At 44.3% G+C, this 14,261-nt stretch carries 12 protein-coding genes; 9 read left to right on the forward strand and 3 right to left on the reverse strand.

The window, feature by feature from the left end:
• Nucleotides 1-85 precede the first annotated feature (85 nt).
• The 8 genes from FN961_RS16060 to nqrF all read left to right on the forward strand — a co-directional run bounded on the left by FN961_RS16060 (nt 86) and on the right by nqrF (nt 8,088).
• A complete protein-coding gene (locus tag FN961_RS16060) occupies nt 86-1,732 on the forward strand; it encodes an amidohydrolase (protein WP_144041195.1) in 1,647 nt (548 codons plus the stop codon).
• Nucleotides 1,733-2,010: 278 nt separating this feature from the next.
• A complete protein-coding gene (locus FN961_RS16065; protein WP_144041196.1) occupies nt 2,011-3,372 on the forward strand; it encodes a Na(+)-translocating NADH-quinone reductase subunit A in 1,362 nt (453 codons plus the stop codon).
• 85 nt (nt 3,373-3,457) lie between these two features.
• A complete protein-coding gene (locus FN961_RS16070; RefSeq protein WP_144041197.1) occupies nt 3,458-4,669 on the forward strand; it encodes an NADH:ubiquinone reductase (Na(+)-transporting) subunit B in 1,212 nt (403 codons plus the stop codon).
• Nucleotides 4,659-4,796: a hypothetical protein gene (locus FN961_RS25850; RefSeq protein WP_185972812.1), complete on the forward strand. Its 138-nt coding sequence runs from the start codon at nt 4,659-4,661 to the stop codon at nt 4,794-4,796. The genes FN961_RS16070 and FN961_RS25850 overlap by 11 nt, the downstream gene beginning before the upstream one ends.
• Nucleotides 4,797-4,798: 2 nt before the next feature.
• The gene (locus FN961_RS16075) at nt 4,799-5,569 is read left to right on the forward strand and encodes a Na(+)-translocating NADH-quinone reductase subunit C (protein WP_144041198.1); all 771 of its coding nucleotides are present in this window, start codon (nt 4,799-4,801) and stop codon (nt 5,567-5,569) included.
• A gap of 1 nt (nt 5,570) precedes the next feature.
• Entirely contained in the window at nt 5,571-6,194 is a 624-nt protein-coding gene (locus tag FN961_RS16080) for an NADH:ubiquinone reductase (Na(+)-transporting) subunit D (protein WP_144041199.1), read from the forward strand.
• A 9-nt stretch (nt 6,195-6,203) separates the two neighbouring features.
• Nucleotides 6,204-6,812: an NADH:ubiquinone reductase (Na(+)-transporting) subunit E gene (gene nqrE, locus FN961_RS16085; RefSeq protein WP_144041200.1), complete on the forward strand. Its 609-nt coding sequence runs from the start codon at nt 6,204-6,206 to the stop codon at nt 6,810-6,812.
• 58 nt (nt 6,813-6,870) lie between these two features.
• Nucleotides 6,871-8,088: an NADH:ubiquinone reductase (Na(+)-transporting) subunit F gene (gene nqrF, locus FN961_RS16090; RefSeq protein ID WP_144041201.1), complete on the forward strand. Its 1,218-nt coding sequence runs from the start codon at nt 6,871-6,873 to the stop codon at nt 8,086-8,088.
• Nucleotides 8,089-8,226: 138 nt separating this feature from the next.
• Here nqrF and FN961_RS16095 read toward each other — a convergent pair whose 3' ends face one another.
• The 3 genes from FN961_RS16095 to FN961_RS16105 form a co-directional block, all read right to left on the reverse strand.
• Nucleotides 8,227-9,399: a hypothetical protein gene (locus tag FN961_RS16095; RefSeq protein WP_144041202.1), complete on the reverse strand. Its 1,173-nt coding sequence runs from the start codon at nt 9,397-9,399 to the stop codon at nt 8,227-8,229.
• A 25-nt stretch (nt 9,400-9,424) separates the two neighbouring features.
• The gene (locus FN961_RS16100; protein WP_144041203.1) at nt 9,425-10,183 is read right to left on the reverse strand and encodes a hypothetical protein; all 759 of its coding nucleotides are present in this window, start codon (nt 10,181-10,183) and stop codon (nt 9,425-9,427) included.
• A gap of 275 nt (nt 10,184-10,458) precedes the next feature.
• Nucleotides 10,459-12,276 carry an alpha-1,3-galactosidase-related protein gene (locus FN961_RS16105; RefSeq protein WP_229814756.1) on the reverse strand — a complete coding sequence of 606 codons (1,818 nt, stop codon included), beginning with the start codon at nt 12,274-12,276 and terminating at the stop codon, nt 10,459-10,461.
• Between the two features lie 375 nt (nt 12,277-12,651).
• Between FN961_RS16105 and FN961_RS16110 the strand changes: the two genes are divergently transcribed.
• A complete protein-coding gene (locus tag FN961_RS16110) occupies nt 12,652-14,235 on the forward strand; it encodes a methyl-accepting chemotaxis protein (RefSeq protein ID WP_144041204.1) in 1,584 nt (527 codons plus the stop codon).
• Nucleotides 14,236-14,261: the final 26 nt, after the last annotated feature.

Here is a 14,261-nt window from a genome sequence, read left to right on the forward strand (position 1 = left end):
TTTTCTTACACTCAGTTGCACAAAATTTAGCCCGTGTTAAAATCAAAAATAACGAAAGGAAATCGTTTTGAATGGATACATTATCATGATTGTATTTGCTAGGCCGCTAATAGCTTTTAGTCTCTTGTTCAGCTTCACTTCTCTTGCTCAGACTCATCTTATTACTGATATCTCTGGATATAGTATCAATGATGGTCAGCTTGTCGAATTCAGTGCTATGACATTTGATGACGACGGGGTGACACAACTCTATCGTCACGATGATCCCTTACCTAACGATGAAACCATGATACGTATTGATGGCAAGGGACAAACCCTGCTACCGGGGCTTATTGATGCCCATGGTCATGTTCTGGGGTATGGGTTGAGCTTAATGAGAGCACAATTGAGAGAGGCTCAGTCTGAATTAGAAGCGGTAGAGTGGGTCAAGCAGTTTCGTGACAAACAACCTGAGCTAAATTGGATCCAAGGGCGGGGTTGGAATCAAGTGTTGTGGGCCGATAAATCATTTCCTACGGCAGCATCGTTAGATCGATTATTCCCCGACTCTCCAGTATGGCTTAAGCGTATTGATGGCCATGCCGGTTGGGCTAATACGGCGGCGATGATCCTTTCCGGTGTGAATGTGCAGACTCAAGCGCCTGAAGGAGGGGAGATCCTGCGTGACGAAACAGGCAAACCAACGGGAGTCTTTATCGATAATGCCATGTCGCTTATCACTAAAAACATCCCACAGTTGACAGAAACAGAGCAAAAAGCAGTGTTGCTGACATCCATGCAAGCACTGGCCAAGCTGGGACTAACTGGCGTGCATGATGCTGGCGTGGGAGCTGAGACGTTAAAGGTGTATAAAGAGTTGGCCAAATCCGATGATATCCCCATTCGTATCTATGCCATGGTAGATGCCTTTGATGATCAATTTAACGACTTAATGAAGTTGGGGCCAATTAAAGATCCCGGTCAAAAGCTGGATATCATCAGCGTGAAAATCTCTGCAGACGGTGCTTTAGGCAGTCGCGGCGCTGCTCTGATTGACGATTATAGCGATCTTCATGGGCACAAGGGGTTACTGCTTCACTCTGAAGATGAGTTGAATAAACTGATGGAACTCGCCATGGAGTCAGGTTTCCAGGTCAATACCCATGCCATAGGCGACAATGCCAATAAACTGGTGTTGGATAACTATGAAAACTTAATTAAGCAAACTAGCACGGGGAGGTTAAGACACCGAGTTGAACATGCTCAGGTGCTAAGGCTGAAAGATATTCCCCGTTTTTCTAAGCTCAACGTGATTGCTTCTATGCAGGCGATCCATGCAACGAGTGATAAGAATATGGCATTGGATCGACTCGGTGAACAACGGATTAAAGGTGCCTATGCGTGGCGAAAATTGCTTGATAGTGGAGCTGTGATTGCCGCAGGTTCTGATTTCCCCATTGAATCCGCCAATCCATTCTTTGGTCTGCATGCTTCAGTTACTCGCCAAGATCAGCTAAATCAGCCTAAACGAGGCTGGTACGGTGATGAGATCATGACCTTGGTTGAAGCCCTTAATACCTTCACAAATGCTGCGGCCTATGCAGCCCATCAAGAGTCATTAGTCGGTCAACTCAAACCTGGGTTGAAGGCTGATTTTATCTTGGTCGATAAGAATATCTTCAAGGTTTCTCCTTCAATACTTTGGCAAACACAGGTGAATCAAACGTGGGTCGATGGCAAACGTATTTTTTAAATGGTGAATGCATTCATAAATTGTTTAAAAAATGATTATTTCAGGTGATTTTTAAGCCTAGGTTAAGACTAATTTAGTATGTGCTACAGCACGTTTATTTTGTCATAAAACAACATACCCATTGTAATGCTCTGATATTGATAGATCTTGGTCACATAAATGACTGAAATTCTGTTTGTTACTTACGGCTAGAGGGTGGAATGTGACCTCTTTATCGGAATTTAGATTAACAAACATTTAGAGTTAATCATCCAATTTTTTAACGGTTGATGTTTGTGATGGCTGAGTTCAAAGACCAGATAAAAACAGTAACAAAAGGGCTTAATGTGCCCATAGCCGGTGAACCTAAGCAAGTGATTGAAGAGTTGTTTAACGCCTCTCATGTCGCGCTTCTCGGTGAAGAATATGTCGGTTTAAAACCTACCATGATGGTTGAGATAGGTGATCTGGTTAAAAAAGGCCAACCACTTTTCGAAGATAAGAAGACACCAGGTGTCTTATTTACTGCACCGGCAAGTGGCGAAGTTATCGCGATTAACCGTGGTGAACGTCGCGTACTCCAATCGGTAGTTATCAAGTGTCACGGTGATGATGCTCTGGTATTTGAAGCCCATAAAGATGTGTCTCGTTTAAGTCGCGAACTTGTGCAGGCTAACTTAGTGAACAGTGGTTTGTGGACTGCACTTCGTACGCGTCCTTTTTCACGTTTAGCTCAGCTAGACACGCTACCTGCCGCTATCTTTGTGACCGCGATGGACACCAACCCTCTAGCAGCAGAGCCTCGCATCATTATTGCAGAGCATACCGATGCCTTTGCTATTGGTATGGCAGCGTTAACACGTTTGACTGAAGGCAAAGTGTACCTGTGTCAAGACAGTGGTGATGCGTTACCGGGTAATGAACTGTCTCAAGTTGAAATCAAACGCTTTGCAGGTGTTCACCCTGCGGGTCTTGTCGGTACGCATATACATTTCACACTGCCAGTGAGTCTGGAACGTCAGGTTTGGCATATTGGTTATCAAGATGTCATTGCCTTCGGTAAGTTGTTCCAGACCGGTGAACTCTTCACTGATCGCGTGGTGTCTATAGCGGGTCCTAATGTGATTAGCCCCCGTTTAATTCGTACCCAATTGGGCGCCGAGTTAACTGAGATTGTGAATGACCAACTTAAGCCTGGATTCTCTCGCGTGGTATCAGGTTCTGTATTGTCCGGACACACAGCAACGGGAGTGCACGATTACCTAGGTCGTTTCCACAATCAGATCTCTGCACTGACTGAAGATGCTCAACATGAGCTTCTTTCTTGGGTTCGCGGCGGCTCTGAAAAATTCTCTATCACTCGCGCAGTGACTTCACGCTTTAAAGGTGCAAAGAAACTGTTTGATATGACAACTCACACCGGTGGTTCTGCTCGCGCCATGATGGCTTTTGGCCAGCTGGACCGAGTGATGCCGCTTGATATTCTGCCAACCTTGTTAGTGCGCGATCTTGTGGTTCGTGACACCGATGAAGCACAACAGTTAGGCGCTTTAGAGTTGGATGAAGAAGATTTAGCACTTTGTACCTTCGTCTGCCCAGGCAAATACGATTTTGGTAAAGAGCTGCGTGCTTGCCTAGATATTATTGAGAGGGAAGGGTAATGAGTTCAAACAAAAAGCCTGATCTACAGGAAGTGTTAATGCATGCTCCTGGTTTTTTCGAGTTAGTGGCTGAGAGGGAAGGGTAATGAGTTCAAACAAAAAGCCTGATATACAGGAAGACTATTACGCTCCTGGTCAGGCGATGAAGGGCTATCTTAGATCCCTTGTGATAGCTAATGGTCGTAGCACCAAAGGAAAAGTACACGTTCGTGATGCCATTGACGTGAAACGTACCATGACCATGGTGGGTTTGTGTTTACTGCCTGCAATTCTATTTGGTTTATATAACTTGGGATTACAGGCGCAAATTGCCGTGGTATCTGGTTTATCAACGCCGAATGTGTGGCAGCTAGGTTTATTCAACCTGATTTCTGGTGGCTTAACTGAGCAAACCGGATTAATTGGCCTGTTCCTCTATGGCTTGAGTTTCTATTTCCCTATCTATCTTACTGCGCTGTTGGTGAGTCTATTTTGGGAGATGGTATTTGCTAAGGTACGTGGTCAAGAGCTGCACGAAGGCTTCTTTGTTACCGCACTGCTATTTACCCTAATTTTGCCAGTATCGACTCCGCTTTGGATTGTTGCCATGGGCATCACCTTTGGTGTTGTGATAGCAAAAGAGCTATTTGGCGGCATGGGATATAACTTCCTTAACCCAGCATTGGCGGGTTTATCGTTCATCTTCTTTGCTTACCCAACAGAAGTTGCCCACGTAAGCCAGCTTGTTGCTGTCGATGGTTTCTCTGGCGCGACAGCATTAGCGCAAACCGCGGCAGGCAAGCTTAGCTTTGTTGATTACACGTGGTTTGATGCGTTTCGCGATCCTAACTGGTGGAACTCTTTCCTAGGCTTTACACCGGGTGCCATTGGTGAAACCAGCACATTAGCTTTATTGATTGGTGGTGGATTATTACTGTTAAGCCGCTTAGCAGACTGGCGCATTGTTGCTGGTGTGATGCTAGGTATGGTGTTGACGGCCATCATGTTCAACCTGATTGGTTCAACTAAGAATGACCTGTTTGCAATGCCGTGGACTTGGCATCTTGTTACTGGTGGTTTTGCACTGGGTATGATGTTTATGGCCACCGATCCTGTGACCACCTCATACACCCGTAAAGGCAAAGTAGCGTATGGCTTGTTGATCGGCTTTATGACGGTACTTATCCGCGTGATAAACCCCAAAATGCCAGAAAGCATGATGTTAGCCATTTTATTCGCTAACTTGTGGGCGCCTATTTTTGATTACCTTGTCGCGCAAGCGAACATCAAGCGGAGACTGAAACGCCATGCTCTCTAACAACAAGGTTGGACCCGCAACAGGCATGTTGGCGATTCAGATTGCCAACATCTGGACATCAATATTTGAATACCTTTTGTTTGGTCGTTCAAATACATCGGATCAAGATAAAGCAGGGGTTAAGTAAGTATGGCCTTTAAGAAAGATACCATTGTCGGAACGATGATCTTTACCGTCACGCTCTGTTTACTGTGTTCATTTATGATCACTGGCACCGCTGAGCTGCTTAAAGAACGTAAGTTAGTCAAAAAACGCGATGAGCTTCAACGCTATGTGTTGATGGCTGCCGATGTTGATATGAGCGGGGATAAAGACTTCCGTGAAATATTCAAAACCTCGGTTGTCCCTATGCTGGTGGAACTCGACACCGGTGTGGTGAGCACTGAAGGTAACGTCATGGATTTTGATGATCGCATGGCGGCCATCAATCCTGAAACCTCTATCAAACCAAAGAAAGACACTGCCAGAATTAAAAGTCGTGCGAATCAAGTGCGTGTGTTTAAGATTCTTGACGATAAAGGCGAGCTTGCAAGCTTAGTCGTACCCGTTTATGGCAAAGGTCTATGGTCAATGCTTTATGGCTTTGTAGCAGTTAAATCTGACATGAACACCATAGGTAATTTGGTTATTTACGAGCACGGTGAAACCCCAGGTATTGGTGATTTTCTCAATGATCCTGAATGGACGGATAAATTCCGTGATAAGCAGATCTTTGACGAGAAAGGCAAAGTGGCGATTAAAGTCGTGAAAGGTGGCGCTAAAGAGGGCGACATTCATGGGATTGATGCCGTGAGTGGCGCAACCATGACAGGTCGTGGCGTACAACGTTCGATCCAGTTCTGGTTCGGTAATGAAGGCTACCAAACCTTCTTAAACAAGCTAAAAGCTTCGGAGGTTTAAGGTGAGTACTCATACAGCATCCACCCGCGATATACTGACTAGCCCAATCTTTGCCAATAACCCGGTCGCTATGCAGGTGCTTGGGGTCTGTTCGGCATTAGCCGTCAGTAACTCAATGAAAACAGCCTTGGTGATGACGTTAGCTGTGACCTTCGTATTGGTGTTCTCTAATCTGATCATCTCATCTATTCGCAGGCTCATCCCAAACAGCGTGCGTATTATTGCGCAGATGACTGTGATCGCATCCTTGGTGATCATCGTTGATATGGTGCTGCAAGATGTGGCTTACGAGTTGTCTCGTCAGCTGTCGGTCTTTGTCGGACTTATCATCACCAACTGTATCATCATGGGCAGAGCAGAAGCATTTGCCATGAAGAACCCGCCACATTTAGCTGTCGTTGATGCCTTAGGTAATGCGATGGGTTATGGCGTGATCTTACTTGGTGTTGCCTTTGTGCGTGAGCTACTGGGTAGCGGCAACCTGTTTGGTTATGAAGTGCTGCAAACCGTTGAAAATGGCGGTTGGTATCTGGCCAATGAGATGTTCAAACTCCCCCCAAGTGCGTTTTTCCTCATTGGATTAATGATCTGGTCCATTAACGTTATCCAACGTAAACGAGGTTAAGGAAGAGATATGGAACATTACATTAATCTGTTTATTCAAGCGGCCTTTATCGACAACATGGCACTGTCTTTCTTTATGGGCATGTGTACTTTTCTTGCCGTATCTAAGAAGGTCTCAACCTCCTTTGGTTTAGGTGTGGCCGTTATCGCCGTGATGATGATTGCAGTACCGATTAACCAAATGATCTACGCCAATGTGCTTGCGCCTGGCGCACTCGCTTGGGCTGGATATCCTGAGCTGAACTTGAGTTACCTGCAGTTGATCACCTTTATTGGTGTGATTGCCGCACTGGTACAGATTCTGGAGATGTTCTTAGACAAGTACATCCCAAGTCTATACGACTCATTGGGGATCTTCTTGCCGCTACTCACCGTCAACTGCGCCATCTTCGCCGGTGTGATTTTCATGGCTAACCGTGATTACAACTTAGGTGAGTCAGTGGTGTTTGCCGCGGGTTCAGGTTTTGGTTGGGCTATGGCCATTGTGATGTTGGCTGGCTTACGTGAACGAATGAAGTTTCATGCGATTCCTGAAGGATTGCAGGGAATAGGCATTGTCTTTATCACGACTGGCTTGATGGCACTAGGCTTTATGGCTTTCTCTGGTATTTCTATTTAAGTCGTTATCTTTAGAGAGAACATAACTTAAAGAAAACGAATAAGAAAAGGTAGATTCGATGGAAATGGCAATTGGTATCGGCATGTTCACCTTCGTGGTGAGTGTGTTGGTCATGGTGATTTTATTCGCCAAAAGTAAACTGGTCTCCACGGGAGATGTCAGTATTCGCATCAATGATGACGATGAAAAAAGCATTACTACGTCCGCGGGTGACAAGTTATTAGGTGCATTGGCTAACAAGGAAATCTTTATTCCATCGGCTTGTGGTGGCGGTGGTACATGTGGTCAGTGTCGCGTTATCGTTAAATCTGGCGGTGGGGATATTTTGCCGACAGAACGCGATCATATCACTAAGAAAGAGGCTAAAGAGGGCTGTCGTCTAGCGTGTCAGGTTGCAGTGAAAACTGACATGGAACTTGAAGTTGAAGATGAGATTTTTGGCGTGAAGAAGTGGCAGTGTGAAGTTATCTCTAACGATAACAAGGCTACCTTCATTAAAGAGTTACTACTGAAACTGCCTGAAGGCGAAGACGTTAAGTTTAAGGCCGGCGGTTATATTCAGATTGAAGCACCAGCGCATCAGGTGAACTACAGTGATTTCGATATTCCGACTGAGTATCGTGGTGATTGGGAAAAATATGAGTTATTCGACTTAGTTTCAAAAGTTGATGAAGATGTATTGCGTGCTTACTCAATGGCTAACTACCCAGACGAGAAAGGCCGCATCATGCTCAACGTGCGTATTGCTACGCCGCCATCTGCTGGGCTACCGCCAGGTAAGATGTCATCGTACATCTTTAACCTAAAAGCAGGCGATAAGGTCACGATTTCTGGGCCATTTGGTGAGTTCTTCGTTAAAGAGACCGATGCTGAGATGATCTTTATCGGTGGTGGTGCTGGTATGGCGCCTATGCGTTCTCATATCTTTAATCAACTTAAAGGTGTGAAGACTAAGCGTAAGATGACCTTCTGGTACGGTGCGCGTTCAACTCGTGAGGTCTTCTACCAAGAAGATTTCGATAAGTTGGCTGCAGAGAATGATAACTTCACTTGGCATGTAGCTTTGTCGGAGCCGCTTCCAGAAGATAACTGGACGGGTTACACCGGCTTTATTCACAACGTGTTGTTTGAGAACTACCTTAAGAATCATAAAGCCCCAGAGGATTGTGAATTCTACATGTGTGGACCTCCAATAATGAACAGTTCAGTGATTGGCATGCTTGAAAGCTTAGGTGTTGAACAAGAGAACATTCTGCTAGATGACTTCGGTGACTAGTTATTGTTAATCATTGTGATTGGCATGCTCGAAAGTTTAGGTGTGGAATAAGAGCATATTCTGCTCGATGACTTTGGTGACGAGTTCTAGTTTTTCGATAGATAAAAACGCAGCCATCTGGCTGCGTTTTTTTATGGGTTACTTGGTATTGGCCGTTTTGCTGTAAACGGTATTTTTACCTCTGGCACTGCTGTTGTTGGACTGACTGACTTTTTTGGCATAGTTGGACAGAATCATGGTGTTCTTACGTTGCTCTTTGCTGATCCCTGAAGAGTCGAGGCGTTCATCAAGCTGGGTTTTGATCACACTGGACCCTGAAAATTCAGACGTTAGAGTATTACTATTGATGGTGACTTTGTTGACATTATCCACAAAAATACCTGGTGCGTTCTTAGCTTGGTTATTGATGGTATTGTTGTTAATCGTGATGTTCTTTTGGCATTTGTCAGTGCTCTCAACATGACGTCCTCTAGCACTGTGGATTAGCACTGATGGACCATGAAGTTGTTCGTTGAAGGTGTTATTGCTGACCGTTACAGAGCTGTTGCACTGACCGTTGCTGCCATCATCACTTCCAAGCCACACACCGCCATTACCATTACGAGTAAGGGTGTTATTGGTGATATCACCAAAGGAAGCGTTAGCACGTATACCACGACCTTTATTGTGCCTCAGGACATTGTTTTGAATTTTAAAGCGATTTCCCGGTAAGCCAATGGTGGCACTGCGGCTACCTATATAATCGCCCGCATTCGCACCGCTAAACGCTTTATCTAGCGTAAGTACTAGATTTCCATCTCCTGTGCTGTTTATGCCTATTACCGTGAGCTTTGCGTGGCTTCGACGAAGAGTTTGAGAGCTGAAAATATCCAAGATGTCGTTGAGGTGAATCGACTGTGCTTTCTTCTCATTGACGGTCACTTGGTTTGAAGCTGAGTTGATTGCCGTCATCGCGATGTTTTGCGAAAACAGTCCTAAAGTATCGTCAGCATTGTGATCAATAAGGGAGTTTTTAATCGTCAATCCACCACGAAGGGCTTGGATGATATAGCCGCCTGCTGTTCCTGCCATTAATGGTGCGATATCACTGTTAGTATTGATGTGGCGGCGAATGTAGTTGACGTTATCTAGCATTAAATTGCTGCCCCCAGCCCAAGAGCGAATTGCGACAGCAGGTGCGTTTGAGATATCAATATTTCTACCGGTAATATTGTCGCTGTTGTAGAAATACAGGCTTTCCCCACCAATTTTAGGCGACAAAGTGACTTTGAGTGTCGTGTCATTACGGTGGTAGTTATACAGGAATCCCATATTGTCTCTGTTAATGTTGAGTAATTCATAGCGGCCCCCCCCCCAGATCAGTAAAGCCCTCAAATTGTATATCTGATGGTACCTTCTCGAAGGTCGTGTCCGATTTATAAGTTACGATAAAGCTTTTATCTGTGGTATTTCGGGCGAAAGGTTGTGGGGCACCATAACCAGCATCCATTTTGATTATCACATTAGTATCGGTTCTAGAATTGATAGAGCTCGGTTCAATGATCCCTTGGGAAAAGGGATATCTGTCATGAGTCAAACTCAAATCGCTGATACTGACATACTTGCTGGCAAGCACACTGATACCATTTAAACGTATGGTACTGATACCATTGTTTTGTTGAAACCCGATAAACTCGAGTCTGGTCATGTTAGCGCCATCTTTTCCCCGCCCTTTTATCTGTAAAAGGTTGTTTGAGGTTTTATTGGCAATGGCAATTCGAGAGTCATTGAAGCTGAACTGCATGGTGCTGGAATGACGACTAATGGCTGATGCTGAGACTGGAGAGGCAAATTTGTATGTGCCATTGCCGAATTGAATATCAACGGTTTTGTTGATGGATTGTGTGGTGGCAAAGTCAGTCAACTTTTTGAAACAAGAGCTATTATCAGCGTTGGCTGTTGTTACGCCCCAACGACTGACGTCTAATTGGCAATGGGTCGAACTGCTATTATCACAACTGTTGGGCAGAGGATTAAGACTGCATTCAGCAGCAATAACCGATCCGTTGAGTAGCATAAGTGAGCTTGTTAAAAAGACAATGTGCGATATTTTCATAAGTGAGTCTCAATGAGTATTATTTTAGTTATTTATCTTACAAGTTAACTTACCATAGAATTGTTAACATTTACTCAACGTGAGGTGTTTTGAAAATAATGGGCTAACACTATGAATAACAATTTAAAATTGGCCGTTACTCTTGTAATGCTCTTAGAACGAATAATTATATTGTATGATAAATATACTGTAGGTGAGTTATTTGACTTAAGAAGCTGGGTTCGTCAAGCAAAAAGCGCCCGTAGGCGCTTGTTGATTTTATTAAAACAATATCGCTAGTTCTGGCGAATGGAATCATCATTTTTAAGGGTTGCACGGGAGGCATTGTCACTCTTTATCAAAGTGTCTATGTCGCCGGTATAATGGTTATTGATTAACTCCACGTTCTTGCTGTTGGTGAACTCGAATATAGGCGCGTTGGCATGCAAAGGTGGAGTGATGTTATTACTGATTTTAGTTATATTATTGCCTTTTATGACGAGGCCATTAACCCTATCGGCCCAAATGATTCGATTATCGAAGGTGGTGATATTATTGTCTTCAAAACGAATATTGCTGTCGAAATATTGAGTCTCATCAAAGGTTTTCCCCAAGCGAGGAGTGATGTAAACAACAGCATGCTCTTTAGCTGAGTGGGCGCAGTTATTAAAGTTGTTCTGACGAATAGTGACATCGTTAACGGCGCCTGATTCATACCAGTAGAAACTTTCCCCACGAAAGAAAATACAGGACATCATGGAATAGAAATGATTATTTTCTATCAATATTTTCTTAGGGGTTTTCAACACAATACTTCTGGCTCTATGGTCGCCAATATGGGTACCGCGCAGGGTGAATGTTGGGTTCCATGTTTTGTTCTCGAGTAAATCGCCTTTTTTGAGCTTCGTCGGCAGAGGCTCTTTAAAGGTCAGCTGTATATATTGCTCATTGATAGTATCAACGGCGCTAACCTCATTCACCGAACGGCGACGCACATCGGGCTGGTGAACAAACCAGACTTTATCCCCAGTTGCTGCAAACTGAAAACCCTGTTGTTCAAAATGCTTGAGTTCTACTCGCACGGTATTGCTATCAATTAAAGCATCGACAACCACATAGGTACCATGGACGTTAACACCGTCATCGAGCATGTTTTCAAAGCGGCTGTCTTCAATGAGTATGTCGCCCTTACAGTTGGCGAAGTGAGTCGCATCGGCAGTTGAGGAGATGACTCGGTTGCCATTTTCTTTATCTCGTAGGTATACCCCACTTGATATCAACTCAATGTTTTCAGAGCGTTCAAATAAGAATCCCATTCCTAATGCGTGATGAATCACCACATCTTTAAACTGGATATTTTGGGAATTGCGGACTTGAAAAGCGGGAGCATAACGGTCGTTGTGCCGATCTCCTTTTGATACCCACCATGAACCTACTGGTGGGTAATATTTTAGCTCCTCATGAATTCGCAGCACACCATCTCTGCGTTTTTCTACTTTTTTAGGCTTACTGTGAATATCTCTGGCTCCGTGGACGACTTTCTTTTTTTCAGGTTCAAAAAAAAGGGTAGAACCTAAATACTCATAATTGAAACCATCGATATTGGGGAACAGGATTTTTTGTCCAGCGACCTTAAAACTCATACCGGGTAAAGGTTTGACATCCACCCAACTCTGCTTACGGTTCACAGCAAGTACTTCAGCTGTAAATGTAAAAGGCGTATCCCAATCTATAGACAAGTTACTGACAGAGACTTTGTTATTACGGTAAAACTGGAAAGGGGCAACTTGACCATGAAAAACCAACTCTGCACCATTACCTTCTATTTCAACAGAGGAAAAGTCCTCCAATGAGAAAATGACTTTTTTTACCCCATTACCATGATTGGTGATCACCCTATAACCAGATTCTGCGTAATCTGGTAAAAAGGTGTACACACCTTCTTCAAACACAATTTTTAACTCATCATCCTTTACGGCGGCCAGCGCTTCACGTACCACTGGTGTCATGTCTGCTGTGGAAGGTGATAATTTAATCGTGTGTACGGCGTCACAGTTAGTCGCAAAAAAGCCACTCAAAATCAGTAGGGCCAAGGGGGGCAAAAGCTTCATCATTTCTATCTCTTTATCCAAGGAAGGGAGAATTAATATAATTAGTAACATTTATACTATTTTTTAATAAAAAAGAAAGAAATATTACATTTCTTTAACTAACGCTTCAGTGGCGATATATCCGTCATTTAATTCAACTGACTGTTATTACATGATTTAAGCTTAGTGAATACTCCAGACAAAGCTAAAACCTCTATGAGGCCTCATTGCTCAGTAAAGCCTATTTTGTCTCTAGGTGGCTCTTTGTTTGCTGTTTTGTTAGAGGCGACTAAGGTCTAATCCCCAATTGGTGGGATTTTACACACTATAAGTGATAGCAATAAATGCGCTCTGATCTTTTTGTCAGGGATACCGTGTTATCAAAACTCTTGGTGATGTATGGCTGAACAACAAAACCTCAATCGATTGATCACTGTTTTTATTATTATCCTATTTTATAGCTCGCTGTTATCTATCTTGCCATGGCCGTTAACTGCTTGGGTCTCCAGCCTAATAGTGGCTTTTCTGAGCGCCATTAGTCTCTGGGCTATTTTACGCCGGAGCGATCATCGAGCCAGTCAAGTTGCCAACATTCAAGGTCAAACGGCTGAGCATGAGCAGTCCAATAAAGCGGCTAAACAGATAAGCCTGCACACCAGCAAGATTGCTATCGGTGCTGCAGAGGTTTCTCATTTTATTGACGGACTTAACCTTTCGATTGATAAAAATGGGCAGAGTGCAAGCCAGATCTCGGTTGCCGCGGAAGAGCTGAGTGTCACAACGAGTCAGCTAAGTGACAATGCGGCGCACATTTTACAGCAGGCGCAAGATGCTGAACGTTTCAGTGTTGAAGGTCGCGCTCAAGCGGAAGTGGGCGTTAAAACCATAGAGTCCTTAAGTTTGGATATTAACACTGCGGCTATGCAGGTCCAGTCATTAAAAGAGAAAGCGCAAAGTATTCAAAAGATCACTGAATTGATTAATTCAGTGGCAGAGCAAACCAACTTGTTAGCGCTTAATGCGGCGATAGAAGCAGCGCGAGCAGGTGAGCAGGGACGTGGTTTTGCAGTGGTTGCCGATGAGGTTCGTAATCTGGCAGGTAAAACAGCCCAAGCCACCAGTGATATCGCCAAAATGTTACTTGAAGTCAGCGCTGAAACCGATCGTACTTCAGGTTTAATGGAGCAAGTTGTCAAACGAACAACGCAAACAGTCGATGTGATGGGAAAGCTGGATGTGAGCTTTAATCAGATCTCCTCATCGATAGCCCTATCGGCTGATTCATTGAGCCAGATGGAGGAGTCGCTCAAAGAGTCGACCAATACCACTCATGAGATCTCAGGATCTGTAGGGCGGATACATGAATCGCTAGAAAATACGGCTGTGCAAAGCAGTAAAGTGTCAGCGCAGGCCTTTGGGTTATCTAAGACCACTGAAGGAATATTCACTGAGTTGGCTATGTTCGATACTCAAACCCTGGAGCAAGACATACTTAAGCAAGCTCAAGAGGGAGCAAAAGAGTGCGGCGCGATATTGGAAAAAGGGTTAGACACGGGAACATTTAACGAGCGAGAGTTGTTTGCTCCTAATTATCAAGCGATCCCTAATACGGTTCCTGTGAAGTACTGCACTGGCTTTGATGCATATACCGATCGTCACTTCCCTGCCATTCAAGAACCCATACTCGGCAGACTTAAAGAGATAGTGTACGCGGGATGTGTGGATATGAAGGGCTACTTCCCAACCCATAATCTTTGCTTCAGTCAAAGATTAACGGGGAAAACTGAGATTGATGTGGTGAATAATCGCACCAAACGATTGTTTGACGATCCGACCGGCATTCGCTGTGGGCAGCATGTTCAAGCTGTGTTGCTGCAAACCTACAAGCGAGATACTGGCGAGGTGATGCACGACCTGTCAGTTCCCATTTTTGTAAGAGGGAAACACTGGGGCGGTTTTAGGATTGGATTTAAAGCAGTTTAGGCTGGTTTGCACTCTTGCTGGCAGAG

Source organism: Shewanella hanedai (assembly GCF_007197645.1).
Lineage (GTDB): Bacteria > Pseudomonadota > Gammaproteobacteria > Enterobacterales > Shewanellaceae > Shewanella > Shewanella hanedai.